We start from the raw sequence: 22,843 nt of genomic DNA, 5'->3' as shown, positions 1-22,843 counted from the left end.
TTCCAGCTTAACGCTTGGAGAACTGGAAGCTCTTGCGGGCCTTCGCACGGCCGAACTTCTTGCGTTCCACCACGCGGCTGTCGCGGGTCAGGAAGCCTGCGGCCTTGAGTGCTGCGCGCAGCGACGGATCGTAAAGCTGCAGCGCCTTCGACACGCCGTGCTTGACCGCGCCGGCCTGGCCGGACAGACCGCCACCCTTGACGGTGGCCATCACGTCGAACTGATCCTCGGTGCCCGAAACGGTGAAGGGCTGGCGCAGGATCATCTGCAGCACGGGGCGTGCGAAGTATTCGTTGATCGGCTTGCCGTTCACGACGACCTTGCCCGACCCCGGCTTGATCCAGACGCGGGCAACCGCATCCTTGCGCTTGCCGGTGGCATAGGCGCGACCCAGCGCGTCCCGCATCGGCTCGCGCGGCGCTTCCATTTCCACGGCGGGGGTTTCGACGCCTGCGGCCGAACCCAGCTCTTCCAGCGAATTGATTTGCTCAGCCATTCTTACACCCGCGTGTTCTTGGAGTTCATTGACTTCACATCCAGCACTTCGGGGCTTTGCGCCTCGTGCGGATGCTCGGCGCCCGCGTAGACACGCAGGTTGGTCATGACGCCGCGGCTCAGACGGTTGCCCGGCAGCATGCGCTTGACGGCCTGCGTCACCACGCGCTCGGGGTGCGCACCATCAAGGATCTGCTGCTTGGTGCGGCTTTTGATCCCGCCGGGGTGACCGGTGTGCCAGTAGAAGTTTTCGTTCCGCTTGTTGCCGGTCATCTGCACCTTGTCGGCGTTGATGACGATGACATTGTCGCCCATGTCCATGTGCGGGGTGAACGACGGCTTGTGCTTGCCGCGCAGGCGGGTGGCGATGATCGAGGCAAGACGGCCCAGCACGACACCTTCGGCGTCGATGAGGATCCATTTCTTCTCGATATCTGCCGGAGTCGCAGAGAAGGTTTTCATATGGGATGACCCTGTTTCTATCGTGAAGAGCCGCCCCAAACGGCACGGCCCCGGTATCTGATGGGCGGGTTATAAGCATTGCAGAACGCGCGTCAAGACGCGGATATCGGATATTCACAAGCGATTTCAGTGGCTTAAAAATTAGGTATCCAGATACCCCATATGTATCTGCTCTGCCTCCCCGCCGACGCTGGTGCAGCATATCGCTTTTCAGCGTCGGGGTACGGTCAAAGACGGGCGTCGGGCCTACACCATGATCTGTTCAGGCGGGTTGTCGAGCAGCCCGCGCAGACGTCCAAGTGCCGCCTCGAAAACCGGCAGCGGCACCTGCGCGTTCACCGCGATGCGCACCGCATTGGGCGCCATCCCGTCGCGCAGGGCGAATTCGTCGGCGGCGCGCAATTGCACGCCCTGCGCCTCGGCCGCCCGCACAAAGCTTGCCGCACGCCAGCCCGCCGGCAGTGGCAGCCAAAGGAACGGCACATCCTCGCGCCAATGCAGATTGAACCCGCCAAGCGCGTTGACCGCGGCGCGGATGTAGCGGGCATAATCGGCCCGCACCGCTTGCAGCACCCGCGGCAGATCGGGATGGCGCAGCACGTCTGCGGCCAGATCGGCCAGCGGCTGCGCGAGACCAAAGAACCCATGCTCTGCCACCCGGCGCAGATCGCCACCCCGCCCCTCGGGCGCCACGACGACACCGATCCGCAGCGCCGGCGTGATGGATTTTGAAATCGAGGCGACGTGCCACCCCCGGTCCGGGAGCAGCGCCCGATACCCCAGCGCCGCACGCGCGCCGATGCGGTAGCAGTCGTCCTCGAGCACATGAAGCCCGCGCCGCTGCGCCACCGCCGCGATCTCTTGCCGCCGGGCCAGCGGCGTGACCATCACCGTCGGATTGTGCACCTCGCAGGAGGTACACAAGAGCTGCGCATCGTGCTGACGCGCAAGCCGGTCCAGTTCTTCGGGAATCACGCCCTGCCCGTCCATCGGCACCGCCACGACCTCAGCCCGCAGGAGCTCGGCCGCGCGGCGGAAACCGGGATAGGACAGCTCCTCGACCAGCACCACGGGGCGCGCGCCACGCAGCACCGCCTGCATCACCAACCCGATGCCGTTCTGGCCGCCGTGGCTCAGGACCAGGTCGGCCTCGGTCGCGCTGCCCAGCGGGGTGTCGGACAGCCAGTGCAGCACCGCCTCGCGCGCTGGGCGAAAACCCGCGCGGCTGGGGTAGTTCAGCAGCCGCGACACCGGCTGATCCGCCAGCCGGTGAAAGGCCTGACGCACCAGCGCCGCCTGCCCGCTGTCGGGCAGCTTGGGCGCGACAAAGCTGACGTTGCCGGACGCCAGATCCGCATCGGTGCTGTCGCCCGCGGGGATCGACGGCCAGGGCGGATCGGGCAGCAGGGCGCGAGCCTTGGCCTGCGGATCGGCCACGAAGGTGCCGCGCCCGACCTCGGCGCGCAACGCGCCTTCGTCGGTGAGGATGGTATAGGCCCGCGCCACCGTGCCGGGCGTGATCTCAAGCGCCCAGGCCAGTTCGCGCACGGGCGGCAGCTTTGCGCCGATATCCAGGGCGCCGTCCTGAATCGCACCACGGATCGCACCGGCGACGGCGCGATACTTGGGGCCGCCGGCGGCTTCGAAGCGCTGCAAAATTGTATCCATTACAATGTTTCCCTCGACCCTGCGCGAAACGCTTTGTATCAATAATCTCATAGCGAGACAGCTACATTGTGTCAATACAATTACAGGAGTGACCCATGGCACAGACATCACATGCCCCGCACCTTGCCTTTCTCGGCAATGAAACCGCGCTCGCCCCGCAGGCGGCTGTCGCGCTCTATGTGGCTGTGGTTCTGACCAAGTGGTCGACCCGGTACCGCACCCGACGCGCGCTGGCCAAGCTTGATCCGCACCTGCTGAAGGATGTCGGCATCACACCGGCCGAGGCGCGCGCCGAAGCGGCCCGCAGGTTCTGGCGCGGCTGATCCCTGGCCCGCCGGATCAACTCTGGGCGCGAGGTCGACCTTGCGCCCCTTTTTTACATAACTTCAATGACATAGACGGCTCACCCAAAGCAGTTCACGCCTTGGGCGGCAGCGAATAGGTCAGCGACGCGCGGGCCACGGGCCTGGAATCCCCTTCGGAATAAAGCAGGCAGTCGCAGACCGACAAGCTGCGACCCAGCTTCAGCACCCGGCATTCCACCAGCACGTCGCGACCGGCAATCGGCTTGCGCATGAAATCGATCGAGCAGTTGGTCGTTACCGCCAGCGCCTCCTGCCCGATGCGGGCCATCGTCGCCACATAGGCCGCCACATCCGCCAATCCGAACATCGCCGGGCCCGACACCGTGCCGCCGGGACGCAAATGGCGTTCGTTCTGGTACAATCGCATCACCAGCAGATCCTCGTCCAGCCGGTCGATCCCGAACATGCCGCGCACCTGCGGAAAGACCTCGTCCAGGAACGGGCCCATTTCTTCTGCCGTGACTTTCAGCGCCATGCTTTTCACTCCGTTGTCGCAGCGCTAAGCTGCCGGGGAACCTGATGGAGGACAAGATGGGAATTCTGGAACGTCACGACGCGGACAGCGTGGCGCATCTGCGCCTGAACGCGCCCGAACGGCTGAACGCGCTGTCGGACGAGATGCTGGCGGCGTTGCAGGAACAGATCGGCGCGCTGAAGGAAGATCGCAGCATCCGCGCGGTGGTGATCTCGGGCGCAGGCAAGGCGTTCTGCGCGGGCCATGACCTCAAGCAGATGACCCAGGGACGGCAGGCCGAAGATGGCGGGCGCGCCTATTTCAAGGATCTTTTCGACCGCTGCGCCGGAGTGATGACCGGCCTGCGCGCCCTGCCCCAGCCGGTGATCGCACAGGTGCACGGCATCGCCACAGCGGCAGGGTGCCAGCTTGTCGCGACCTGCGACATGGCGGTGGCGGCGACCGGCACGCGGTTCGGCGTGAACGGGGTCAATATCGGGCTGTTCTGTTCGACCCCGATGGTTGCCCTGTCGCGCAACATCCCGCGCAAACAGGCGTTCGAGATGCTGACCACCGGCGCCTTCATCGACGCCGACCGTGCGCAGGCGCTCGGGCTGGTCAACCACGTCGTGCCCGAAAATGCGCTTGAGGACCGCGCGACCGAACTGGCCCGGACCGTCGCCGCCAAGCTGGGCGCCGCGGTCAAGATCGGAAAGAGCGCCTTTTACGACCAGATCGACATGCCGCTGCACGAGGCGTATCGCTTTACGGGCGACGTGATGGTCGAAAACATGCTCTGGCGCGACACCGAGGAAGGCATCGCCGCCTTCCTGGAAAAGCGCGACCCCGACTGGAACCAGCCCTGACGGCACGGTCGACAAGCCCCCAACGAAGGATTAGATGCGCCGCATGACAGAGGAATTGCATATCGTCGGCGGCGGCATGGCCGGATCCGAAGCGGCCTGGCAGGCGGCCAACATGGGCGCGCGCGTGGTCATTCACGAGATGCGCCCGAAGGTGAAGACCTTTGCGCATCGCACGGAAAACCTTGGAGAAATGGTCTGTTCCAATTCCTTCCGGTCAGACGATTCCGAACAGAATGCCGTGGGACTGCTGCATTGGGAAATGCGCGCCGCGGGCGGGCTGATCATCGACACGGCCCATCGCCACCGCCTGCCCGCCGGTGGCGCGCTGGCGGTTGACCGCGATCCTTTCGCGCAAAGCGTGACCGCGGCGCTGAAGGCGCATCCCAACATCCGGATCTCGCACGAGGTAATCAGCGCGCTGCCGGACGAGGGGAAGTGGATCTTTGCCACCGGCCCGCTGACGTCGGAATCGCTGGGCCGTGCCATTCAGGCCGAAACCGGGGCCGAGGCGCTGGCGTTTTTCGACGCCATCGCGCCCATCGTCTATTTCGACAGCATCGACATGTCGAAGGCCTGGATGCAGTCGCGCTACGACAAGGGCGAGACCGAGGAAGAGCAGAAGGCCTATCTTAATTGTCCAATGGACAAAGACACTTACGAGGCCTTCATCGACGCGCTTCTGGCCGCCGAGAAAACCGAGTTTCACGAGGGCGAGACGGCGGGCTATTTCGACGGCTGCCTGCCCATCGAGGTCATGGCCGAACGCGGGCGCGAAACCCTGCGCCACGGCCCGATGAAGCCGGTGGGCCTGACCAATCCGCACCAGCCCGAGGTCAAAGCCCATGCGGTGGTGCAACTGCGCCGGGACAACGCATTGGGAACGCTCTACAATATCGTGGGCTTCCAGACCAAGATGAAATATGGCGCGCAGAAACAGGTGCTAAGGATGATCCCGGGGCTCGAGTCTGCGGAATTCGCCCGGCTGGGCGGCATCCACCGCAACACCTTTCTGAACGCGCCTACCCTGCTTGATGCGCAGATGCGTCTGAAATCAAAGCCGCATATCCGCTTTGCCGGGCAGATCACCGGGGTCGAGGGTTATGTCGAATCCGCTGCCATGGGGCTTTTGGCCGGGCGCATGGCGGCGGCCGAGTTGTGCGGGCAAACCTTGCCCGACCTGCCGCAGGACAGTGCTCATGGCGCGCTGGTGCATCACATCACCGGCGGCGCCGAGGCCAAGACCTTTCAGCCGATGAACGTCAATTTCGGCCTCTTCCGGCCGCTGGACGGAATGCGCGGGGGCCGACGTGGCCGCAAGGACCGCTACAAAGGCTACACCGACCGCGCCAAAGAGGTCTGGACCGCCTGGCTTGATGCGCAAAAGCTGGACGCCCGCGCCGCGGAGTGATTTACTCCTGTCATGGTTGAAAAATTTCTGGACAAAGCGTACGGCGTCGACGACCCCGACAGCGTGCGCGATCTCTACGACAGCTGGTCCGCCAGCTATGATGCCGAAATCGCCGAAAACGGCTATGCCACCCCCGGCCGGGCGGCGAAAGCCTTGCGAAAATACATCTCTGATCCAGGCGGTCCGGTGCTGGATTACGGTTGTGGGACAGGGCTTTCCGGCCTTGCATTGAAGCTCGAAGGCTTTGCGGTCTTGGATGGCGCCGATATCTCGACCGAGATGCTGGCGCAGGCCCGCGCCAAAAACATCTATCGCGACCTGAGCGAATTGGACCCGTCAGCCCCGCCGCCCTTTGACAAGGGTGCCTACGCGGCAATCGCCGCGGTGGGGGTCATCGGTGCCGGGGCCGCGCCGATCGGGCTGCTGGACGACCTGATGGCGCTTTTGGACAGCGGAGGCTTGCTGGTCTTTTCGCTCAACGATCATGCGCTCAAGGATCGCCGCAACAAGGGACGGATGAACGAACATATCGACACCGGATCGGCGCGATTGCTGCACGCCAAACACGGGCCGCACCTGCCCGGGATCGGGTTGAAGTCGTCCGTCTACGTTCTTGAGAAAACGTGATATTCACGACCCGTTTCGCACCATCCCCGACCGGCCCTCTGCACCTTGGCCATGCCTATTCGGCGCTTATGGCGCACGAGATGGCGCGCGCGGCGCGGGGGCGATTCCTGCTGCGGATCGAGGATATCGACCAAAGCCGCGCCCGTCCTGAATGGGAGGCGCGGATTTACGACGATCTGCGCTGGCTTGGCCTGGATTGGGAAACGCCGGTGCGGCGGCAGTCAGAGCATCTGGACGCCTACCGGCAAGCGCTTGAAACCCTTTGGTCTTTGGGCCTGCTTTACCCCTGCGGCTGCAACCGGCGCGACATCCTGGCCGCGGCTTCTGCCCCGCAGGAAGGGGGCGAACCGGCCGTCGGGCCGGACGGGCTGATCTATCCTGGCACCTGTCGGCCCCGAACGCCGCCCTCGGGTCAGATGCCCGTCGACCAGGCCCTGCGGCTGGACATGCGCCGTGCCCTTGGGCATTTGGGCGCAAGGACGTTGGAGTTCGAGGAAACCGGACAGACGCCTCGAAAGGTGAGCATCACCCATGATGACCTGATCAATGACACTGGTGACATCGTGATTGCCCGCCGCGACATGGGCACCTCGTATCATCTGAGCGTTGTCGTCGATGATGCGGCGCAGGGCATCTCCCATGTGGTTCGCGGTCAGGACCTTTTTGACGCGACCAGAATTCACGTGGTTTTGCAAAGGCTTTTGGGCCTTCCCTCACCCGTCTACCACCATCACCGGCTGATCCGCGACGCCGCGGGCAAGCGGCTGGCGAAACGCGACGATGCCCGGGCCATCGCCACCTATCGCGATCAGGGCGACACACCCGCCGACATCCGAAGACGCGTTGGGTTGCCCTAGGATGAGACGGTCATGGGCTGGGCAAGCTCGACCTCGGCCCCGTCGCGGATGCCAGTATAAAAGCAGCTGCGCCGGTTGGTGTGACACGCCGGGCCGGTCTGATCGACCAGCACCAGCAGGCAGTCGCGGTCGCAATCGACGCGCAGATCGACCAGCTTCTGCACATGGCCCGAGGTTTCGCCCTTGATCCAGAAGCTCTGACGTGACCGCGACCAGTAGGTCACGCGCCCCGATTCCAGGGTTTGCGCCACGCTTTCGGCGTTCATCCAGGCCATCATCAGCACCTCGCCCGACTGCGCATCCTGCGCAATCGCCGGGATCAGGCCCTTTTCATCATAGACCAAGGTCGCAGGATCGAAGGACATGGGCAAAAACCTTTTTGCAACGAGGGGCCGAGCCCCTATTTAAGAGGCACGGCAACGAAGGGAAAGCCATGTCCGGCGAAAACGATCTGATCAAGCTTTATTCGACGCGCATCCTGGCGCTGGCGTCGGACATTCCCCATACCGACCGGCTGGACAGCCCCGACGCGACGGTCAAGAAACGCTCGCCCCTGTGCGGATCGACGGTGACGGTGGATCTGCAGATCAATGACGGCGTGGTCAGCGACTTCGGCCAGGACGTAAAGGCCTGCGCGCTGGGACAGGCGGCGGCGTCTGTCGTGGGCGGGGCCATCATCGGCACCACCCCGGCACAGATCGCCGCGGCGCGGGACGCGTTGAAGGCGATGCTGAAATCCGACGGGCCGACCCCGCCCGCCCCCTTTGACGGGCTTGAGGTGCTGCGCCCGGCCGCCGCCTACAAGAACCGCCATGCGTCGATCATGCTGACGCTCGATGCCGCGGTCGAGGCGGCAGAGATCGCGCAAAAGGCCCACTGCGCCTGAAATCCCTGGCTTCGGACTAAAAAAACCGCCGCACTTCGGGAACGAAGGCGGCGGTCAGTGGCGTGGCTTGTGGGTTCCCGGGAACGCTCAATGGGGTGGGACAACCCCGGAAGAGGACGGAACAGGCAGTGTCAGTCGCTTGCATCGAATTTGGGACAGGATGCAGGAACGCCCGGCACAAGCACGCAGGCAGAAAGGGTACGATCAGGCGAGGACCGGAAGGTGCAGCGCCACCATCAGCATGACGATCAGCGAAACCGCCCCGATGGCATCCTGCAGCAGCGTGTCGTGGCTGCGGGCGACGGTGCTTTTGATCTGGGTCAGCATGGCGGGTCACTCCGGGCTTGGTTAACTCTGTTGCCTCTTTGTTCTCATATTGCCCGCAGCAAGTAAAGAACTTTTTAAGAACATTCGTGAACATACTGGAACATACCCTGTGTCCCAGCAGCTAACCCACTGATATCAGGCGGATTGCCTCGTCCTGGCGCATCAGCCACAGCAGAACGCGCGCCGACTCTCCGCGCGGGCTGGTCAGCGCCGGGTCTTCGGCCAGCAGGCGGCGGGCATCGCTTTGCGCCACGGCCATCAGCCCGGCCTGCCGTTCCAGATCCGCCACGCGGAACCGCGGCAGGCCCGATTGCGCCGTGCCGATCAGATCGCCCGAACCGCGCATTTCCAGATCGACCTCGGAGATACGAAAGCCATCCTCGGTCTCGCGCAGGGTGGTCAACCGCTTCGTCCCGGTTTCGGACAGCGGTGGCTGATACATCAGCAGGCAGGTCGACTCCTGCGTGCCGCGCCCGACGCGACCTCGCAACTGATGCAACTGCGCAAGGCCAAAGCTTTCGGCCCGTTCGACCACCATGATCGTCGCATTTGGCACGTTCACACCCACCTCGATCACCGTGGTCGCGACCAGCACGGCGGTGTCTCCGGCCACGAAGCGCGCCATCGCGGCGTCCTTGTCCGACGGGGCGAGTTGCCCGTGCACCAACCCGACAGCGTGTTCGCCCAGCACAGCCCGCAGCTGGCGAAACCGCTCTTGCGCGGCGGTCAGATCGACGTTTTCGCTTTCCTCGACCAGCGGACAGACCCAATAGGCCTGCCGACCCTCGGCGATGGCGCGGCGCAGGTGGTCGACCACTTCGGACATGCGTTCGGAGGACACCAGCGCGGTGCGGATCGGTTTGCGACCGGGCGGTTTTTCATCCAGCACCGACACATCCATGTCGCCGTATTGCGCCAGCGCCAGGCTGCGCGGGATCGGCGTCGCGGTCATCACCAGCACGTCGGCCCCCTGCCCTTTCTTGCCGAGCTCCAGCCGCTGACGGACGCCAAAGCGATGCTGTTCGTCGACCACCGCAAGCCGCAGGTCATGAAACGCCACGTCCTTTTGAAAGACCGCATGCGTCCCGACAAGGATCTGGATGTCACCCCGGGCCAGCGCCTCGAGCTTGGCGCGGCGTTCGGCGCCCTTGTCGCGCCCGGTCAGAAGCTCCAGCACGACACCAGCCGCGGCGGCAAGCGGCTGAAGCCCCTCAAGATGCTGGCGCGCAAGGATTTCCGTCGGCGCCATCATCACCCCCTGGCCGCCGGATTCGACCGCGACCAGCAGCGCCATGAAGGCCACCAGCGTCTTGCCCGCGCCCACGTCGCCCTGCAGCAGCCGGTTCATCCGCTGCGGCTGCGCCATGTCGTCGGCGATCTCTTCCATCGCGCGATGCTGCGCCCCGGTGGGCCGGTACGGCAGCGCCGCCAGAACCCGTGACCGCAGCGCACCGTTGCCCTGGCTCACCTGCCCCTTGCCACGGCGGCGGTTGATCCGGGCAAGGCCCAGCGTCAACTGATGCGCCATGAGCTCGTCATAGGCCAACCGCGCCCGCGCGGGCGCTGTGGCGGACAGGTCCGACGCGCCCCCCGGGGCATGGGCCTGCGCCAATGCCGCGTGCCAGTCGGGCCAGCCCTCTTTGGCCTTCTGTGCAGGGTCGATCCAGTCCTCCAGCGTCGGCACGCGGGTCAGCGCGTCGGCCATCGCCTTGGCCATCAGCTTTTGCGTCACCCCGGCGGTCAGCGGATAGACCGGCTCGAACTGCGGCAGCGCATCGGCCTCGTCGGGGCGCAGGATGTGATCGGGATGGACCATCTGTGCGATGCCGTCGAAATACTCGACACGGCCTGACAGCAAACGCCGCTGGCCGGTGGGCAGAATCCGCGCGAGGTAGTCGCCCCGGGCGTGAAAGAACACCACCTGAAACGCGGTCTGCGCATCGGTCACGGTGATCCGGTAGGCGCCGCCCTTGCTGCGCGGCGCGCGGTGCTGGCCGATCTCAACCTCGACCGTGACCACGCCGGGCAGATCCGCGCCCTGCACCGTGTCGCGCAGGCGCCGGTCGATGCCGGAATGCGGCAAGGTCAGCAGCAGGTCGCGCGGCGCGAGGATATCAAGCTGTTCAAGGGCTTGCGCGGTCTTCGGCCCGATTCCGTCCAGCGCCGTCAGCTCTCCGAACAGCGGGAACAGTACCTCGGGCCGGCCGGTCATGCCTGACCGATCAGCGCCAGCCACGCGTCTTCGTCCATCAGCTCGACCCCCAGGTCGCGGGCCTTCTTTTCCTTGGACCCCGCGCCCGGCCCCGCCACGACGATGTCGGTCCGGGCCGAGACCGAGCCCGATACCTTGGCCCCCAGCGCCTCGGCCCGGGCCTTGGCCTCGGCCCGGGTCATGCGTTCCAGCGTGCCGGTAAAGACCACGGTCTTGCCCGCGACCGGGCTGCCCTCGGTGTCGGGGCGGGCCGCCGCCTGAATGGTCAGATGCGCGACCAGCCGCTCGATCGAGGCGCGCTCGGCCTCCTGCGCAAAGCTGGTCACGAGCGAACGCGCCATCACCGCGCCCACCCCGTCGATGCCCAGCAGATCGTCCCAGGCCGTCCCGGTTTCGTCCGCCGCGGCGCGCATCGCCGTTTCGAACGCGTCCCAAGTGCCGTAGTGGCGCGCCAGGAGGTTCGACGCGGCCTCGCCCACATGGCGCAGCCCCAGGGCAAAGATCACCCGGCCCAGAGGAATGGTCCTTTTCTCGGCGATGGCGGCAAAGAGGTTGCTGGCGGATTTCTCGCCCCAACCCTCACGGTTCTTGAGCTGTTGCAGCCCCGCGCCGTAATTCTTCTCCAGGTCAAAGATATCGCTCGGTTCCTTGATCCAGCCGTCGCGGTAGAACTGTTCGACCTGCTTGGCGCCCAGCCCTTCGATGTCAAAAGCGGCGCGGCTGACGAAATGCTTGAGCTTTTCGACCGCCTGCGCCGGGCAGACGATGCCGCCGGTGCAGCGGCGCACCGCGTCCCCCTCCTCCCGGATGGCATCCGATCCACATTCCGGGCAGGTCGCGGGAAAGGCATAGGGTTTCGCATCCTCCGGGCGTTTGGACAGATCGACATCGGCGATTTTCGGAATGACGTCGCCCGCGCGGTAGACCTGCACCCAGTCGCCCACGCGGATATCCTTGCCGTCGCGGATCGCTTCGCCCTTGGCATCGCGCCCGGCGATGTAATCCTCGTTGTGCAGCGTCGCATTGCTGACCACGACACCGCCCACGGTCACTGGCAGCAGCCGCGCCACGGGGCTGAGCGCGCCGGTCCGGCCCACTTGGATGTCGATTGCCTCGAGCCGGGTCCAGGCCAGTTCGGCGGGAAACTTGTGCGCGATGGCCCAGCGGGGTGTGGTGGACCGAAAGCCCAGCCGCCGCTGCAGGTCCAGATCGTCGACCTTGTAGACGACCCCGTCGATATCGTAATCGAGCGTGGCGCGCTGTTCCTCGATGCTGGCGTAGTGCGCCAGCATTTCGGTCGGTCCGTCGCAAAGCGCGGTCAGCGGGTTGGTCTGAAAGCCGAGTTCCTCCAGCCTGCGGATCGCGCCCATCTGGCTGTCTGCCAGCGGTTCGGACACCTCGCCCCAGGCATAGGCGAAAAAGCGCAGTGGACGGGATTTGGTGATCTGCGGATCAAGCTGCCGCAAGCTGCCGGCCGCCGCATTGCGCGGATTGGCAAACGTCTTGCCGCCCCGTTCGGCCTGCCGCGCGTTCAGCGCCTGAAAATCCGCGTGGCTCATGTAGACCTCGCCGCGCACCTCCAGCATTTCAGGCGCGCCGCTCAGGGTAACGGGAATATCGTCGATGGTGCGGGCATTGGCGGTGACGTTTTCGCCCACCGCGCCGTCGCCACGGGTGGCGGCCTGCATCAGCGTGCCGCCTTCGTAGCGCAGGCTCAGCGACAGCCCGTCGATCTTGGGCTCTGCCGTGTAGGGCAGCGGCGCATCATCTGCCAGCCCCAGGTAGCGCCGAATCCGGGTGTCGAACTCCGCGATCTCCTCCGCCTCGAAGGCATTGCCCAGCGACAGCATCCGCACCGCGTGATTGACCTTGCCAAAGCCGTCGGCCGGGGCGGCGCCGACCTGGTCCGACGGGCTGTCCTCCCGTTTGAGTTCGGGAAACCGCGCCTCGATCGCGGCATTGCGGCGCTTGAGCGTGTCATACTCCGCATCCGACAGCTCTGGCGCGTCTTCGGCGTGATATGCGGTGTTGGCCGCCGCCAACTGGCTGGCCAGCGCCGCCAGTTCCTCGCGCGCCGCGTCCTCGCTCAGATCCTCGACAGCCGTCCGACTTTTCGACATCCACCCCTGCCCCGTTCCGCCCGGTATTCGGCACCAGTGATAGGCGCGCGGGAATGTCAGGTCCAGAGGTCAGACGCCGTCCTGCAATCTCAGGCGCCGATGGCGATCTTCGTCACGCTGTCGTCTTTCGGTTCGGGATCGCGCAGCACGTATCCACGGCCCCAGACGGTTTCGATATAGCTCTCGTCGCCCGTCGCCTCTGACAGTTTCTTGCGCAACTTGCAGATGAAGACGTCGATGATCTTGAGCTCCGGTTCATCCATGCCGCCGTAAAGATGGTTGAGGAACATCTCTTTCGTCAGGGTTGTGCCCTTGCGCAGACTCAGAAGCTCCAGCATCTGGTATTCCTTGCCGGTCAGATGCACAGATTTGCCCGCAACTTCGACCGTCTTGGCATCGAGGTTGACCGAGATCTTGCCGGTGTTGATCACCGATTGCGAATGCCCCTTGGACCGACGGATGATCGCGTGGATGCGGGCGACCAGTTCGTCCCGGTGAAAGGGCTTGGTCAGGTAATCGTCGGCGCCGAAGCCAAATCCCTTGATCTTGCTTTCGGTGTCGTCGGACCCCGAGAGGATCAGGATCGGCGTTTCGATCCGCGCCAGCCGCAACTGGCGCAGCACCTCGTGCCCGTTCATGTCCGGCAGGTTCAGATCCAGCAGGATCAGATCATAGTCATAGAGCTTTGCCAGATCGATCCCCTCTTCCCCCAGATCGGTGGCATAGACGTTCAGATTGGCATGCGTCAGCATCAGTTCGATGCTCTTCGAGGTCGTCGGATCGTCTTCCACCAGAAGAACGCGCATGGGCTGTCTCCACTAAATTGCATCGCTATTCCGGAAACCTGAACAAAATAGGTTAACCGGCTCTTACCATAACCGCCCCGAATTGAATTGCAACTTATGGTTGTCGATATTTTTGCAAGGCCGTCGCCTTGAGCGCATCTTCGCCGTGAAATGCAACGGCGCGGATCCACTCGGTCAGTTCCTCGCTGCTGAGCTGGTAGCGCTGCATCGCCTGTTCCTGCGTCAAGAGACCGTAAAGCACCGCGCGCACCACGGTGGCCTTGCGCGAGGCGACCCAGCGCTGGACGCCCTGCGGCGGCAGGTCCGCGCGCGTCATCACCGACCCGTCCGGCAAGGTCACGGCCCTTGGCCCGTCGATTTTCTTCAGATACATGGGCAGTTCCCCGTTTCAAGCGCGCCGCCATCTGACCGGTCCACGCTTAACGCGGGATGAAACCACCCCTTGAGAGTGCTTAGGATTTTCCTATATTCGCGCCCATCATCAGGAGATTGTCATGCCGCTCGACGCCCCCAAGCTGAACTCGCTGGGCTTTGCCAAACCGCCGTCCGAAACCCGCGTGGTCGTGGCGATGTCGGGCGGCGTGGACTCGTCCGTCGTGGCGGCGCAACTGGCATCCGAAGGCTATGACGTGGTCGGCGTGACGCTGCAGCTATATGATCACGGCGCGGCGCTGGCCAAAAAGGGCGCCTGTTGCGCGGGCATCGACATCCACGACGCCCGCCGCGTGGCCGAGGAAATGGGCTTTCCCCATTACGTGCTGGATTACGAGAACATCTTTCGCGACGCGGTGATCGACGAATTCGCCGAAAGCTACCTGGGTGGCGCCACCCCCGTGCCCTGCATCCGCTGCAACGAACGGGTCAAGTTCAAGGATCTGCTGGAAACCGCGCGCGACCTCGATGCCGACTGCATGGCGACGGGCCACTACATCCAGCGCAAGATGGGTGCCGCCGGAGCCGAGCTGCATTCCGCCGCCGATGCCAACCGCGACCAGAGCTATTTTCTGTTCTCCACCACGCCGGAACAGCTCGACTACCTGCGCTTTCCGCTGGGGCACCTGCCGTCGAAGGATGCGACACGGGCGCTGGCGGCGAAATTCGGGCTGAGGGTGGCGGACAAGCCCGACAGCCAGGACATCTGCTTCGTCCCCGATGGCAACTATGCCGCGGTGATCGAGAAACTGCGCCCCGGCGCGGCGGAGCCCGGCGAGATCGTGCATGCGGATGGCCGGGTGCTGGGCAGGCACAACGGCGTCATCCACTACACCATCGGCCAACGCAGGGGCCTGGGCATCGGCGGCCTCGCCGACCCGCTATATGTGGTCAAGCTCGATGTCGACACGAGCCGCGTCATCGTCGGCCCGAAAGAGTTGCTTTCGACCCGCACGATCCCGGTGCGCGAGGTCAACTGGCTGGGCGACGCGCCTTTCACGTCGCAAGCCGAATGGCACGTCTCGGTCAAGGTCCGCTCCACCCGGCCGCCGCGCCCGGCGGTGATCCGCCCTGTGTCGGACACCGAAGCCGAGGTTGAGCTTCTGACGCCCGAAGAAGGCGTGTCGCCGGGACAGGCCTGCGTTTATTACGAAAGCGAAGGCAGCCGCATCCTGGGCGGCGGCTGGATCTGGCGCGGCCACTGACCTGCCGCAGCGCTTGTGGCCACTGCGGCAGCGAGGGGCCAGCCCCTCGCGCTCCCCGAAGTATTTATGGACAGATGAAACAGGCAAGGGCCCGCGATCTACACCACGAGCCCCGATGAAGCATGGCTTCACCTGCCGCGGTCATCGGCGCTTCCGCCTGTACCGCAGCGACAGATGATCCGATCCTGGTAAACAAAGCGTTTTCATCTGCCCGAAAATACTTCGGGGGAGTCGCGGCTTGCCGTGACGGGGGGCAGCGCCCCCTGAAAAAACCTGTGCGGGCCGCAGGCCCGCTCCGCCGGATCACGCTCAGACGCGGCGCAGCGCCAGAACCGCATTCAGGCCGCCAAAGGCAAAGGCGTTGGACAGCGCGACGGTCACCTTTGCCTCGCGCGCCTCGTTGGGGACCACGTCCAGCGCACATTCGGGATCCGCTTCCTCGTATCCGATCGTGGGCGCGATAACCCCGTCGCGCAGCGCCATGATGCAGGCCAGAAGCTCCACCGCGCCAGTGCCGCCGATCAGGTGACCGTGCATGGATTTCGTCGACGACATCATCAGCCGGTCGGCATGGGTGCCGAAGACATCCGCCACCGCGGCGCATTCGGTCTTGTCATTGGCCGCCGTACCGGTGCCGTGGGCGTTGATGTAGCCGACCTCGTCGCGGTTGATCCCTGCATCGGCCAGCGCGCCGGAAATGGCGCGCGCCGCCCCCTGTTTCGACGGCATCACGATATCGGCGGCGTCCGACGACATCGCATAGCCCACAACCTCGGCCAGGATATCGGCGCCGCGGGCACGGGCGTGCTCATAGGCCTCGAAGACGAAGATCCCGGCGCCTTCTCCCTGCACCATGCCGTTGCGGTTGGCCGAGAACGGGCGGCAGGCGTCGCGGCTCATGACGCGCAGCCCTTCCCAGGCCTTGACCCCGCCGAAGCACAGCATCGATTCCGATCCGCCGGTGATCATCGCCTGCGACATGCCCGACCGCACCATCTGGAAGGCCTGCGCCATCGCGTGATTCGACGACGCACAGGCGGTCGAGACGGTAAAGCTCGGACCCTTGAGGTTGTGCTGCATCGACACGTGGCTGGCGGCGGCGTTGTTCATCAACTTGGGCACCACGAAGGGATGTACGCGGTTCTTGCCGGCCTCGTAGACCGAGCGGTAGTTGTCGTCCCAGGTGCTGACGCCGCCGCCCGCCGTGCCCAGCACGACGCCCGCCCTGGCCGCCAGTTCACCGGTAAAGCTCAGCCCCGACTGTCGAATCGCCTCTTCTGCCGCGATCAGGGTGAACTGGGTGAACCGGTCGTACAGCATCATCTGCTGGCGGTTGAACACCGCCTCGGGGTCGAAATCCGTGACCTGTCCGCCGATCTGGATCGACAACCGGTCGACATCGCGAAATTCCAGTGGCCCGATACCGCACCGCCCCTCGCGCATGGCGGCAAGCGTTTGCGGCACGTCATGCCCCAGCGCGTTTATCGTGCCCGCGCCGGTTATGACAACGCGGTTCACGACGACTGCTCGGCCACCAGCCGCTCTATGCCCGTCACGATCGACCCGACCGTCGAGATGTCGAAATCGCTCTCTTGCGGGTCGTTGGCGTTGAACGGGATCGAGATGTCAAAGGCTTCCTCGATCGCGAAAATGCTTTCCACCAGCCCGAGGGAATCGATGCCTAGCTCTTCGAGCGTGTTTTCGAGCTTGACGTCCTCAACCTCGACAAGCGCCTGCTCGGCGATGATTTCACGCACTCGGGTGTCTACATCCATTGCCCCGGCCCTCTACCCTGCATCGGTCACGGGTGATTTAGTCATTCCCGGTCAGCTTTGAAACCGCTTTTTGAAGCGCCGCCACGTCGCGGAAAAGCCTCGGCAGACGGCGCAGGCCCTTGTAGGACTCGATGTGGTTGTCCATCTTCATCGCCGGGTAGCCCAGCATGACACGGCCTGCTGGCACATTGGCCAGAACCTTGGTCGCGCCGCCGGTGATGACGTTGTCGCCGATCACAAGGTTGTCGGACACGCCGGTCTGCCCCCCCAGGACCACGTTGTTGCCGATCCGGGTCGATCCGGCGATGCCGACCTGCGCGCAGATCAGACAATCGCGGCCGATGGCGACGTTGTGTCCGACCTGGGCCAGATTGTCGAACTTGCAGCCGTCGCCCACCACCGTGTCGCGAACCGATCCGCGATCAATGCAGGCATTGGCCCCCAGTTCCACGTCGTCACCGATCCGCACCGAGCCCAGCGAATGGATACGCGCCCAGGATTGCGCCGCGTCAGAGCCTTCGGTGCCCAGCGACTCACGCGCCCGCTCGACCCCCGACACTTCGGGAGTAACGAAGGAGAACCCGTCTGCGCCGACCACCGCGCCGGGTTGCGCCACGAACCGCGCGCCGATGCGCACCCGCGCGCTCAGCCGGACACCTGCGTGCAGCAGCGCACCTTCGCCCAGCGACACGTCCCATCCGACATGGCACTGCGGCCCGATGACCGAACCTGCACCGATCCGCGCGCCCGGCCCGATCACGCAAAGCGGGCCGATGGCGACATCTTCGCCAAGGGTCGCGGTCGGATCAACGACGGCCGAAGGATGAATCCCGGGCCCGTAGCCCTGCCCGGGGTCCATCATCGCCGACAGGCCCGACATGGCGAACCGCGGCCGCGGCGCGAGGATCGCGGCGCTCAGCCCGAACCCCTGCCAATCGGCCCCGTCCCACAGAAGGGCGGCGCGGGCCTGGCCTTGGGCCAGCGCTTCGGCATAGGCCGGGCGCATCGCCAGCGCGATTTGATCGGGGGCCGCCGTCGCAGGCTCTGCCACCCCAGTGATGCGCAAATCGGCATCACCCTCGGCCTGCAGGCCAAGCGCCGTGGCAATATCGCGGATCGTGTAGGCCATGAGGGTCCCCCGGATGTCTCCGGAGGCAGTGTTAGCTTTGTTGCCCGGTCAGGGCCACCCCCGCGCCGCGCAGCGCCTGCCAGATCCGCGCGTCGCGCCCGTAGATGTCGCGACGGAAATTGGTCTGACCCTTCGCGGTGGTAAAGGCGGTGCGATAGATCAGGTGCACAGGCACGTCCTGCTCCAGATCCACCTTGGTTTCGGCCCCGCTGCGCAGACGCGCCTGGAAAAAGCCTTTGGGATCGGCGGTCTGCCGGGCCAGCAGCGCGTATGCAAAGTCATGCGGATCGTTCAGGCGGATGCAGCCATGACTGTAGGCGCGCACCTCGCGACTGAACAGATTTTTTGCAGGCGTGTCATGCAGATAGATGTTGTATTTGTTGGGAAACATGAACTTCACGGTTCCAAGCGCGTTGCGCGGGCCCGGCGGCTGGCGCATCGAGAATGGAAAGCTGCTGGCGGAATACTGGGAAAAGCCGCGGCCGCGGTTGACCCGGCGGCCCCGGGAATCGGTGATTTCCAGATGCCCCACGGCGCCGGGGTTGCGGCGCAGCAGCGGCAGGTATTCCTTCACGATGATCGACCGGGGGACATACCAGCTGGGATTGATCACCATATGCTCCATCACGTCGGAAAACTCCGGCGTCTGGCGGTCGTAGCTGCCCGCACCGATCACCGAGCGCGTTTCAAAGGTGACCTTGTCGTCGTCGATGATCTTGGCGGTGAAATCGGTCAGGTTCACCCGGATGTGGCGCTTGCCCAGCCCCTCGGGCAGGTTGATCCAGCGTTCCCGCTCCATCGCGACAAGAACCGATTGCAGCCGCTGCTGCAAGGACACGTTGATTTCCTTGAGCGTGCTGCTCCCGGCCACGCCGTCGACCTCAAGGCCGTTGTCAGCCTGGAATGCCTCTACCGCCGCCTTCATGGCATCGTCATAGACGGCCGACGCGGTGGCGCGCAGATACCCCATGGCGATCAGCCGGTCACGCAGCGCCACGACGGCGGCGCCGCTCTGCCCCGGTTCCAGCTTCGACGCGTTCACCGTGGCCCCCCAGCCGCCCCGCTGCATCTGCTTTTCCATCATCATCTTGGCGCGCATCAGCCGCGTATATTCCGGGCTTTGGGGTGCCAGGCTGCGCATCACCTGGCGCGGATCACCGTCGGCCATCGCCTGAAGAAGTTCATCGTCCGGCCGCTTTGGCACCTCGCGCTTGATCGCGGGAATGACCCGGCCCGGCTCCAGCACGCCGGTCTGGATGTCATGGGCGAATTGCAGAAACGCCCGGCTCAGCGCCACCTCGACCGCGCCCATGTCGCGGGCGGTGCGGGCGGCGCGCATCTGGTTCATCAGAACGCGGTCGTCATAGCGCCCGACAGGCAGGCCATGCGCCCCGGCCATGTCCAGCGCCTCGATCAGCGCCGCACGGCGGGCCTGATGATCGGCCCCCGCCCCGGTCCAGATCGGCTCGAAATTGCGGGCGCGGTAAAAGGCGGCGATTCCATCTTCGCGTGCGGCACTCTCTGCGACGGCCTGCTTGAACGCCGTCACCTGCGCCTGCGCGTATTGCGGCGCCGCGAGCGCAATCCAGCTTGCGGCCAGCGCTACGCCGATGCCGCGTCCCGACAGACGCCAGAAATTCTTTCGCATTTTCAAATCAAACCTTCTCAAGCAACCGAGTTTTTCCATGACACATAAGCATTTGCCTCATGTCCATTCACATTTGCAACAGGTGCTGCGGTTCAGGATGAATTGATGCATCGCGGCACTTCAGATGCGCTGCCCTGGTCACACTGACAGCGATTTCAGCAGATTCTTGCCGAAATCGCTTGCGGCGCAGAAATCCGGGAACTTCTGCCTTTCGACAGGAATCGAGATGTGTCATAGGTTGTAAACACCTTGGGGATAGGGTGACCACACGCGCGCAACGTCGTGCACACAGCAGTGAACGAACGGGACAGGCATTCTCATGACTGACGCAAGCTCTTGCAGCCTTTCGCGGCGCGCCCTTCTTGGCGCATTCGCCGCAACACTGGTAACTGCAGCACCAACGTACTCAAACGCCGCAGGGTTCCTTCGCGGTGGCGGAGATATTCGTAGAATTCGAATGTTTTCGGGCCGGACCGGCGAACGCATCGACATGATCTACTGGGTCGAGGGCAATTATATCGCCGACGCTGTGAAGGAAGTGAACTATTTCATGCGCGACTGGCGCACCGATGACGTGAAATCCATCGACCTGCGCACCATCGACATCATGGCCGCCGCGCACAACATGCTCGATGTATCCGAACCCTACATGCTGATTTCCGGCTACCGCAGCCCGAAGACCAACGCGATGCTGCGGGCGCGCTCGTCCGGGGTGGCGAAGAACTCTCGCCACCTGCGAGGCGAAGCGGCGGACCTGCGGCTGCAGTCGCGCTCGGTCAGCCAGGTGGCCAAGGCCGCATCGGCCTGCCGCGCCGGCGGCGTCGGCCGCTACTCCGGCTCGGATTTCGTGCACATGGACTGCGGCCCAGTCCGCAGCTGGGGCCGGTAACCCGCGCCAGCCAAACAAAGACACGGAAAAGACGCCTTCGGGCGTCTTTTTTTCGGTCTCACGCCGACGCTGCATATACAAGGGAATATTTGGCGCACCTGAGAGGATTCGAACCTCTGGCCTCTGCCTTCGGAGGATTTAATTGCACCTATCCGAAACACGCGATAGAGCACGTCTTTATACGGTAAAGCGTTGAAAGAAATTGTTTTTCTAATGCGCTCCGCCGAAGTCTCTATCCAAACGCAGGTCGCGATTTCCGCCCTACTGCTTACGCAGTGCTTACGCGGGACCGACCGGAAAGGTGCGACTTCTCATGCCAAAACTCACCAAGCGCGTCGTGGACGCGGCCGAGGTTCGAGAAAAAGACTACGTCATCTGGGACGACGAACTGCCCCGGGTTCGGGCTGCGTGTCTTCAAGTCAGGAAAGCGCAGCTACGTCCTCCAATACCGCGCCGCCGGTCGATCGCGCCGCTACAGTATCGGACGTCATGGCATCTGGACGCCAGTCACGGCCCGGAATGAGGCAAGAGTCCAACTCGGCAAGATCGCACAAGGCGAGAACCCAGCCGAAGCCAGGCAAGCGGACCCTAATGCGATGACGGTGGGTGAGCTTGCCGAACGCTATATCGAAGCCATGGACGCTGGCCTCATCATGGGCAAAGGCGGTCGCCCAAAACGACCATCGACGATCTACGTGAACAAGGGCCAGCTGCGTGGCCACATCATACCCCTGATAGGACAACGCCGCGTCCAGGATCTGACCAAGGCCGATGTGACGAAAATGATGAACGACGTCATCACCGGGAAGACGAAGGCGGTGAAGAAAACGAAGAAGCGCGGAAAATCCATCCTACGCGGCGGCCGGGGCACAGCCAGCAAATGTGTCGGCCTCACCAGCTCGATGCTCACATATGCCATCAGCATGGGGATTATTGAACACAATGTCGCTCACGGGATACGGAAGCCCAAAGATATAGTGCGAGACCGCAGGTTGAGCGAAGACGAGTATCGCGAACTTGGGCGCATGCTGAGCGAAGCGGAAGAAGACGCCGACCTTGCATGGACTGTCGGGATCACCCGCCTATTGGCTCTAACGGGCTGTCGTCGCGGCGAAGTCATCTCGCTGAAATGGAGCGAAGTGGACTTCGAGAACAGCTGTCTGCGCTTGGAAGAATCGAAAGAAGGCGCTTCCGTCCGACCCTTTGGCTTGCCCGCCATCGAGTTGCTGGAAGTGCTTCGCGAAACAGCGACGAGCGATTTCGTCTTTCCAGGCAAGCGTGGGGCGGACACCTATGGCGGCCTGCCGAGACAATGGCGGAAGATGTTCGGTGACTCCGAATTGTCAGACCTCACCGCTCATGTCTTGAGACACAGTTTCGCCAGTGTCGCGAACGACCTTGGATTTACCGAGAGCACAATCGCCACGCTACTCGGCCATTCCACCCACTCGATCACGAGCAAGTATATCCACTCCCTCGATAGCGTACTCGTCATGGCGGCCGATACCGTGGCTGGATATATTCAAGGCTTGCTCGACGGCGCTCAGTTCGAGCGAACCGCCTATGCGCTTGATCGGACTGCGCGACGCGAAGCTCTATCCAGCTTTATAGCGCAATCGAGCGTGTAGCCTGACAGGACGCCCTTCACATGAAGCACCGGAAGTCGAACACCTGGTCTACAAGCTCAGGGTTTTGCTGAATGATCTCTGCGAAACGGCCCGAATACACCATCGTCACCGGCAGTTTCTTATAGAGTGTATTGTTGTTCCAATCCATTTTGGTCAGCGCGAGGATGCCGTTGACAGTTTCATGCCAGCCGCCATCTCCAGAGAAACGTCGCAGCAAGAGCGGCGACGGCGTTGGTTTGAGGGCACCCTCCTTGTAGATGTTGTAGCGTGGATGACCTGCCCCCCGAAACTTCCCTCGTTGTGATGTAGAGTTTGCTCAACCTTCTGAAGGAGCAAACGAATGCGAAAGAGCCGTTTCACCGAGGCGCAGATCATCGGGATGATCAAGGAACAGGAAGCTGGAATGCCGACGGCCGAGGTGTGCCGCAAGCACGGTCTCAGCCAGGGCACGTTCTACAAGTTCAAATCGAAGTATGGGGGCATGGAGGTGTCCGACGCAGCCAAACTGAGGTCGTTGGAAGACGAGAATGCCAAGCTCAAGCGGCTGCTGGCCGACACGATGCTGGACAACGTCGTGCTGAAGG

The 22,843-nt window shown here is 63.9% G+C and carries 25 protein-coding genes and 1 pseudogene; 11 read left to right on the top strand and 15 right to left on the bottom strand.

All coding sequences use genetic code 11. The features are described from left to right. Window positions 1-7: 7 nt before the first annotated feature. From rpsI to ACOXXX_RS12450, 3 genes are all read right to left on the bottom strand, one after another. Complete coding sequence (rpsI, locus tag ACOXXX_RS12460) at window positions 8-496, bottom strand: 30S ribosomal protein S9 (protein WP_422826920.1); 489 nt, start codon at window positions 494-496, stop codon at window positions 8-10. Between the two features lie 2 nt (window positions 497-498). Then, window positions 499-957 (bottom strand): 50S ribosomal protein L13, encoded by a 459-nt coding sequence (rplM, locus tag ACOXXX_RS12455; RefSeq protein WP_422826919.1) that lies wholly within the window; start codon window positions 955-957, stop codon window positions 499-501. Between the two features lie 246 nt (window positions 958-1,203). Then, window positions 1,204-2,625: a PLP-dependent aminotransferase family protein gene (locus ACOXXX_RS12450; protein WP_422826918.1), complete on the bottom strand. Its 1,422-nt coding sequence runs from the start codon at window positions 2,623-2,625 to the stop codon at window positions 1,204-1,206. A gap of 95 nt (window positions 2,626-2,720) precedes the next feature. Here ACOXXX_RS12450 and ACOXXX_RS12445 point away from each other — a divergent pair, with 95 nt between their 5' ends. Continuing rightward, the gene (locus ACOXXX_RS12445) at window positions 2,721-2,948 is read left to right on the top strand and encodes a DUF1127 domain-containing protein (RefSeq protein WP_422826917.1); all 228 of its coding nucleotides are present in this window, start codon (window positions 2,721-2,723) and stop codon (window positions 2,946-2,948) included. 94 nt (window positions 2,949-3,042) lie between these two features. On the opposite strand, the gene ACOXXX_RS12440 is transcribed toward ACOXXX_RS12445, so the two are convergent. Further along, entirely contained in the window at window positions 3,043-3,465 is a 423-nt protein-coding gene (locus tag ACOXXX_RS12440) for a PaaI family thioesterase (RefSeq protein ID WP_422826916.1), read from the bottom strand. A gap of 56 nt (window positions 3,466-3,521) precedes the next feature. Between ACOXXX_RS12440 and ACOXXX_RS12435 the strand changes: the two genes are divergently transcribed. The 4 genes from ACOXXX_RS12435 to gluQRS are packed head-to-tail and all read left to right on the top strand — an operon-like array spanning window position 3,522 to window position 7,202. Next, window positions 3,522-4,310 carry an enoyl-CoA hydratase gene (locus tag ACOXXX_RS12435; RefSeq protein ID WP_422826915.1) on the top strand — a complete coding sequence of 263 codons (789 nt, stop codon included), beginning with the start codon at window positions 3,522-3,524 and terminating at the stop codon, window positions 4,308-4,310. Between the two features lie 43 nt (window positions 4,311-4,353). Beyond that, window positions 4,354-5,718, top strand: a complete 1,365-nt coding sequence (trmFO, locus tag ACOXXX_RS12430; protein ID WP_422827101.1) for a methylenetetrahydrofolate--tRNA-(uracil(54)-C(5))-methyltransferase (FADH(2)-oxidizing) TrmFO — start codon at window positions 4,354-4,356, stop codon at window positions 5,716-5,718. A 12-nt stretch (window positions 5,719-5,730) separates the two neighbouring features. Further along, the gene (locus ACOXXX_RS12425) at window positions 5,731-6,345 is read left to right on the top strand and encodes a class I SAM-dependent DNA methyltransferase (protein WP_422826914.1); all 615 of its coding nucleotides are present in this window, start codon (window positions 5,731-5,733) and stop codon (window positions 6,343-6,345) included. Next, window positions 6,342-7,202: a tRNA glutamyl-Q(34) synthetase GluQRS gene (gene gluQRS / locus ACOXXX_RS12420; protein WP_422826913.1), complete on the top strand. Its 861-nt coding sequence runs from the start codon at window positions 6,342-6,344 to the stop codon at window positions 7,200-7,202. The genes ACOXXX_RS12425 and gluQRS overlap by 4 nt, the downstream gene beginning before the upstream one ends. Here the strand turns inward: gluQRS and hisI are convergent. After that, complete coding sequence (gene hisI / locus ACOXXX_RS12415; protein WP_422826912.1) at window positions 7,199-7,567, bottom strand: phosphoribosyl-AMP cyclohydrolase; 369 nt, start codon at window positions 7,565-7,567, stop codon at window positions 7,199-7,201. The genes gluQRS and hisI overlap by 4 nt on opposite strands. 68 nt (window positions 7,568-7,635) lie before the next feature. Here hisI and ACOXXX_RS12410 point away from each other — a divergent pair, with 68 nt between their 5' ends. Continuing rightward, the gene (locus ACOXXX_RS12410; RefSeq protein ID WP_422826911.1) at window positions 7,636-8,088 is read left to right on the top strand and encodes an iron-sulfur cluster assembly scaffold protein; all 453 of its coding nucleotides are present in this window, start codon (window positions 7,636-7,638) and stop codon (window positions 8,086-8,088) included. 204 nt (window positions 8,089-8,292) lie between these two features. Here the strand turns inward: ACOXXX_RS12410 and ACOXXX_RS12405 are convergent, their stop codons facing one another. The 5 genes from ACOXXX_RS12405 to ACOXXX_RS12385 all read right to left on the bottom strand — a co-directional run bounded on the left by ACOXXX_RS12405 (window position 8,293) and on the right by ACOXXX_RS12385 (window position 13,926). Then, window positions 8,293-8,415 carry a hypothetical protein gene (locus ACOXXX_RS12405; RefSeq protein ID WP_422826910.1) on the bottom strand — a complete coding sequence of 41 codons (123 nt, stop codon included), beginning with the start codon at window positions 8,413-8,415 and terminating at the stop codon, window positions 8,293-8,295. A gap of 121 nt (window positions 8,416-8,536) precedes the next feature. Continuing rightward, window positions 8,537-10,627: an ATP-dependent DNA helicase RecG gene (gene recG / locus ACOXXX_RS12400; protein ID WP_422826909.1), complete on the bottom strand. Its 2,091-nt coding sequence runs from the start codon at window positions 10,625-10,627 to the stop codon at window positions 8,537-8,539. Further along, window positions 10,624-12,747, bottom strand: a complete 2,124-nt coding sequence (ligA, locus tag ACOXXX_RS12395; protein ID WP_422826908.1) for an NAD-dependent DNA ligase LigA — start codon at window positions 12,745-12,747, stop codon at window positions 10,624-10,626. Before ligA ends, recG begins: the two co-directional genes overlap by 4 nt. An 89-nt stretch (window positions 12,748-12,836) precedes the next feature. Continuing rightward, entirely contained in the window at window positions 12,837-13,553 is a 717-nt protein-coding gene (gene ctrA, locus ACOXXX_RS12390) for a response regulator transcription factor CtrA (RefSeq protein WP_422826907.1), read from the bottom strand. 94 nt (window positions 13,554-13,647) lie between these two features. Continuing rightward, window positions 13,648-13,926 (bottom strand): DUF1153 domain-containing protein, encoded by a 279-nt coding sequence (locus tag ACOXXX_RS12385; RefSeq protein ID WP_422826906.1) that lies wholly within the window; start codon window positions 13,924-13,926, stop codon window positions 13,648-13,650. 121 nt (window positions 13,927-14,047) lie between these two features. On the opposite strand from ACOXXX_RS12385, the gene mnmA reads away from it, so the two are divergent. Then, window positions 14,048-15,190 carry a tRNA 2-thiouridine(34) synthase MnmA gene (gene mnmA, locus ACOXXX_RS12380; RefSeq protein ID WP_422826905.1) on the top strand — a complete coding sequence of 381 codons (1,143 nt, stop codon included), beginning with the start codon at window positions 14,048-14,050 and terminating at the stop codon, window positions 15,188-15,190. A gap of 309 nt (window positions 15,191-15,499) precedes the next feature. Here mnmA and ACOXXX_RS12375 read toward each other — a convergent pair whose 3' ends face one another. From ACOXXX_RS12375 to ACOXXX_RS12360, 4 genes are read right to left on the bottom strand one after another with little or no spacing between them, the layout of a single operon-like run. Beyond that, on the bottom strand, window positions 15,500-16,708 hold the full coding sequence (locus ACOXXX_RS12375; protein WP_422826904.1) for a beta-ketoacyl-[acyl-carrier-protein] synthase family protein: 1,209 nt from the start codon (window positions 16,706-16,708) through the stop codon (window positions 15,500-15,502). Further along, complete coding sequence (locus ACOXXX_RS12370) at window positions 16,705-16,965, bottom strand: acyl carrier protein (protein WP_422826903.1); 261 nt, start codon at window positions 16,963-16,965, stop codon at window positions 16,705-16,707. The genes ACOXXX_RS12375 and ACOXXX_RS12370 overlap by 4 nt, the downstream gene beginning before the upstream one ends. A 37-nt stretch (window positions 16,966-17,002) precedes the next feature. Then, window positions 17,003-18,094, bottom strand: a complete 1,092-nt coding sequence (lpxD, locus tag ACOXXX_RS12365) for a UDP-3-O-(3-hydroxymyristoyl)glucosamine N-acyltransferase (protein WP_422826902.1) — start codon at window positions 18,092-18,094, stop codon at window positions 17,003-17,005. 31 nt (window positions 18,095-18,125) lie between these two features. Further along, on the bottom strand, window positions 18,126-19,742 hold the full coding sequence (locus tag ACOXXX_RS12360; RefSeq protein WP_422826901.1) for a L,D-transpeptidase family protein: 1,617 nt from the start codon (window positions 19,740-19,742) through the stop codon (window positions 18,126-18,128). Between the two features lie 319 nt (window positions 19,743-20,061). On the opposite strand from ACOXXX_RS12360, the gene ACOXXX_RS12355 reads away from it, so the two are divergent. From ACOXXX_RS12355 to ACOXXX_RS12345, 3 genes and pseudogenes are all read left to right on the top strand, one after another. After that, entirely contained in the window at window positions 20,062-20,631 is a 570-nt protein-coding gene (locus ACOXXX_RS12355; RefSeq protein ID WP_422826900.1) for a YcbK family protein, read from the top strand. Window positions 20,632-20,906: 275 nt separating this feature from the next. Further along, window positions 20,907-21,155 (top strand): annotated as a pseudogene (locus tag ACOXXX_RS12350) (Arm DNA-binding domain-containing protein); the annotation flags it as partial. 72 nt (window positions 21,156-21,227) lie between these two features. Next, a complete protein-coding gene (locus tag ACOXXX_RS12345) occupies window positions 21,228-22,259 on the top strand; it encodes a tyrosine-type recombinase/integrase (RefSeq protein ID WP_422827100.1) in 1,032 nt (343 codons plus the stop codon). Window positions 22,260-22,275: 16 nt separating this feature from the next. On the opposite strand, the gene ACOXXX_RS12340 is transcribed toward ACOXXX_RS12345, so the two are convergent. Next, window positions 22,276-22,476: a hypothetical protein gene (locus ACOXXX_RS12340; protein WP_422826899.1), complete on the bottom strand. Its 201-nt coding sequence runs from the start codon at window positions 22,474-22,476 to the stop codon at window positions 22,276-22,278. Window positions 22,477-22,599: 123 nt separating this feature from the next. Here ACOXXX_RS12340 and ACOXXX_RS12335 point away from each other — a divergent pair. Next, window positions 22,600-22,843: transposase (locus ACOXXX_RS12335; RefSeq protein WP_422826898.1), on the top strand; the 244-nt coding region annotated here is incomplete at its 3' end.

The organism is Thalassococcus sp. BH17M4-6, assembly GCF_049323015.1.
Lineage (GTDB): Bacteria > Pseudomonadota > Alphaproteobacteria > Rhodobacterales > Rhodobacteraceae > Puniceibacterium.
The sequence above is the reverse complement of the archived record's forward strand: the minus strand, read 5'-3'. Positions and strand labels throughout refer to the sequence as shown.

Excerpts from the sequence above, each read along its gene's own strand:
- ACOXXX_RS12435 (WP_422826915.1), top strand. The coding sequence starts at position 3,522 with ATGGGAATTCTGGAACGTCACGACGCGGACAGCGTGGCGCATCTGCGC.
- ACOXXX_RS12450 (WP_422826918.1), bottom strand. The coding sequence starts at position 2,625 with ATGGATACAATTTTGCAGCGCTTCGAAGCCGCCGGCGGCCCCAAGTAT.
- lpxD (WP_422826902.1), bottom strand. The coding sequence starts at position 18,094 with ATGGCCTACACGATCCGCGATATTGCCACGGCGCTTGGCCTGCAGGCC.
- recG (WP_422826909.1), bottom strand. The coding sequence starts at position 10,627 with ATGACCGGCCGGCCCGAGGTACTGTTCCCGCTGTTCGGAGAGCTGACG.
- ACOXXX_RS12370 (WP_422826903.1), bottom strand. The coding sequence starts at position 16,965 with ATGGATGTAGACACCCGAGTGCGTGAAATCATCGCCGAGCAGGCGCTT.
- ctrA (WP_422826907.1), bottom strand. The coding sequence starts at position 13,553 with ATGCGCGTTCTTCTGGTGGAAGACGATCCGACGACCTCGAAGAGCATC.
- rpsI (WP_422826920.1), bottom strand. The coding sequence starts at position 496 with ATGGCTGAGCAAATCAATTCGCTGGAAGAGCTGGGTTCGGCCGCAGGC.
- ACOXXX_RS12355 (WP_422826900.1), top strand. The coding sequence starts at position 20,062 with ATGACTGACGCAAGCTCTTGCAGCCTTTCGCGGCGCGCCCTTCTTGGC.
- ligA (WP_422826908.1), bottom strand. The coding sequence starts at position 12,747 with ATGTCGAAAAGTCGGACGGCTGTCGAGGATCTGAGCGAGGACGCGGCG.
- trmFO (WP_422827101.1), top strand. The coding sequence starts at position 4,354 with ATGACAGAGGAATTGCATATCGTCGGCGGCGGCATGGCCGGATCCGAA.
- mnmA (WP_422826905.1), top strand. The coding sequence starts at position 14,048 with ATGCCGCTCGACGCCCCCAAGCTGAACTCGCTGGGCTTTGCCAAACCG.
- rplM (WP_422826919.1), bottom strand. The coding sequence starts at position 957 with ATGAAAACCTTCTCTGCGACTCCGGCAGATATCGAGAAGAAATGGATC.
- ACOXXX_RS12405 (WP_422826910.1), bottom strand. The coding sequence starts at position 8,415 with ATGCTGACCCAGATCAAAAGCACCGTCGCCCGCAGCCACGACACGCTG.
- hisI (WP_422826912.1), bottom strand. The coding sequence starts at position 7,567 with ATGTCCTTCGATCCTGCGACCTTGGTCTATGATGAAAAGGGCCTGATC.
- ACOXXX_RS12425 (WP_422826914.1), top strand. The coding sequence starts at position 5,731 with ATGGTTGAAAAATTTCTGGACAAAGCGTACGGCGTCGACGACCCCGAC.
- ACOXXX_RS12445 (WP_422826917.1), top strand. The coding sequence starts at position 2,721 with ATGGCACAGACATCACATGCCCCGCACCTTGCCTTTCTCGGCAATGAA.
- ACOXXX_RS12345 (WP_422827100.1), top strand. The coding sequence starts at position 21,228 with ATGACGGTGGGTGAGCTTGCCGAACGCTATATCGAAGCCATGGACGCT.
- ACOXXX_RS12360 (WP_422826901.1), bottom strand. The coding sequence starts at position 19,742 with ATGCGAAAGAATTTCTGGCGTCTGTCGGGACGCGGCATCGGCGTAGCG.
- ACOXXX_RS12385 (WP_422826906.1), bottom strand. The coding sequence starts at position 13,926 with ATGTATCTGAAGAAAATCGACGGGCCAAGGGCCGTGACCTTGCCGGAC.
- ACOXXX_RS12410 (WP_422826911.1), top strand. The coding sequence starts at position 7,636 with ATGTCCGGCGAAAACGATCTGATCAAGCTTTATTCGACGCGCATCCTG.
- ACOXXX_RS12440 (WP_422826916.1), bottom strand. The coding sequence starts at position 3,465 with ATGGCGCTGAAAGTCACGGCAGAAGAAATGGGCCCGTTCCTGGACGAG.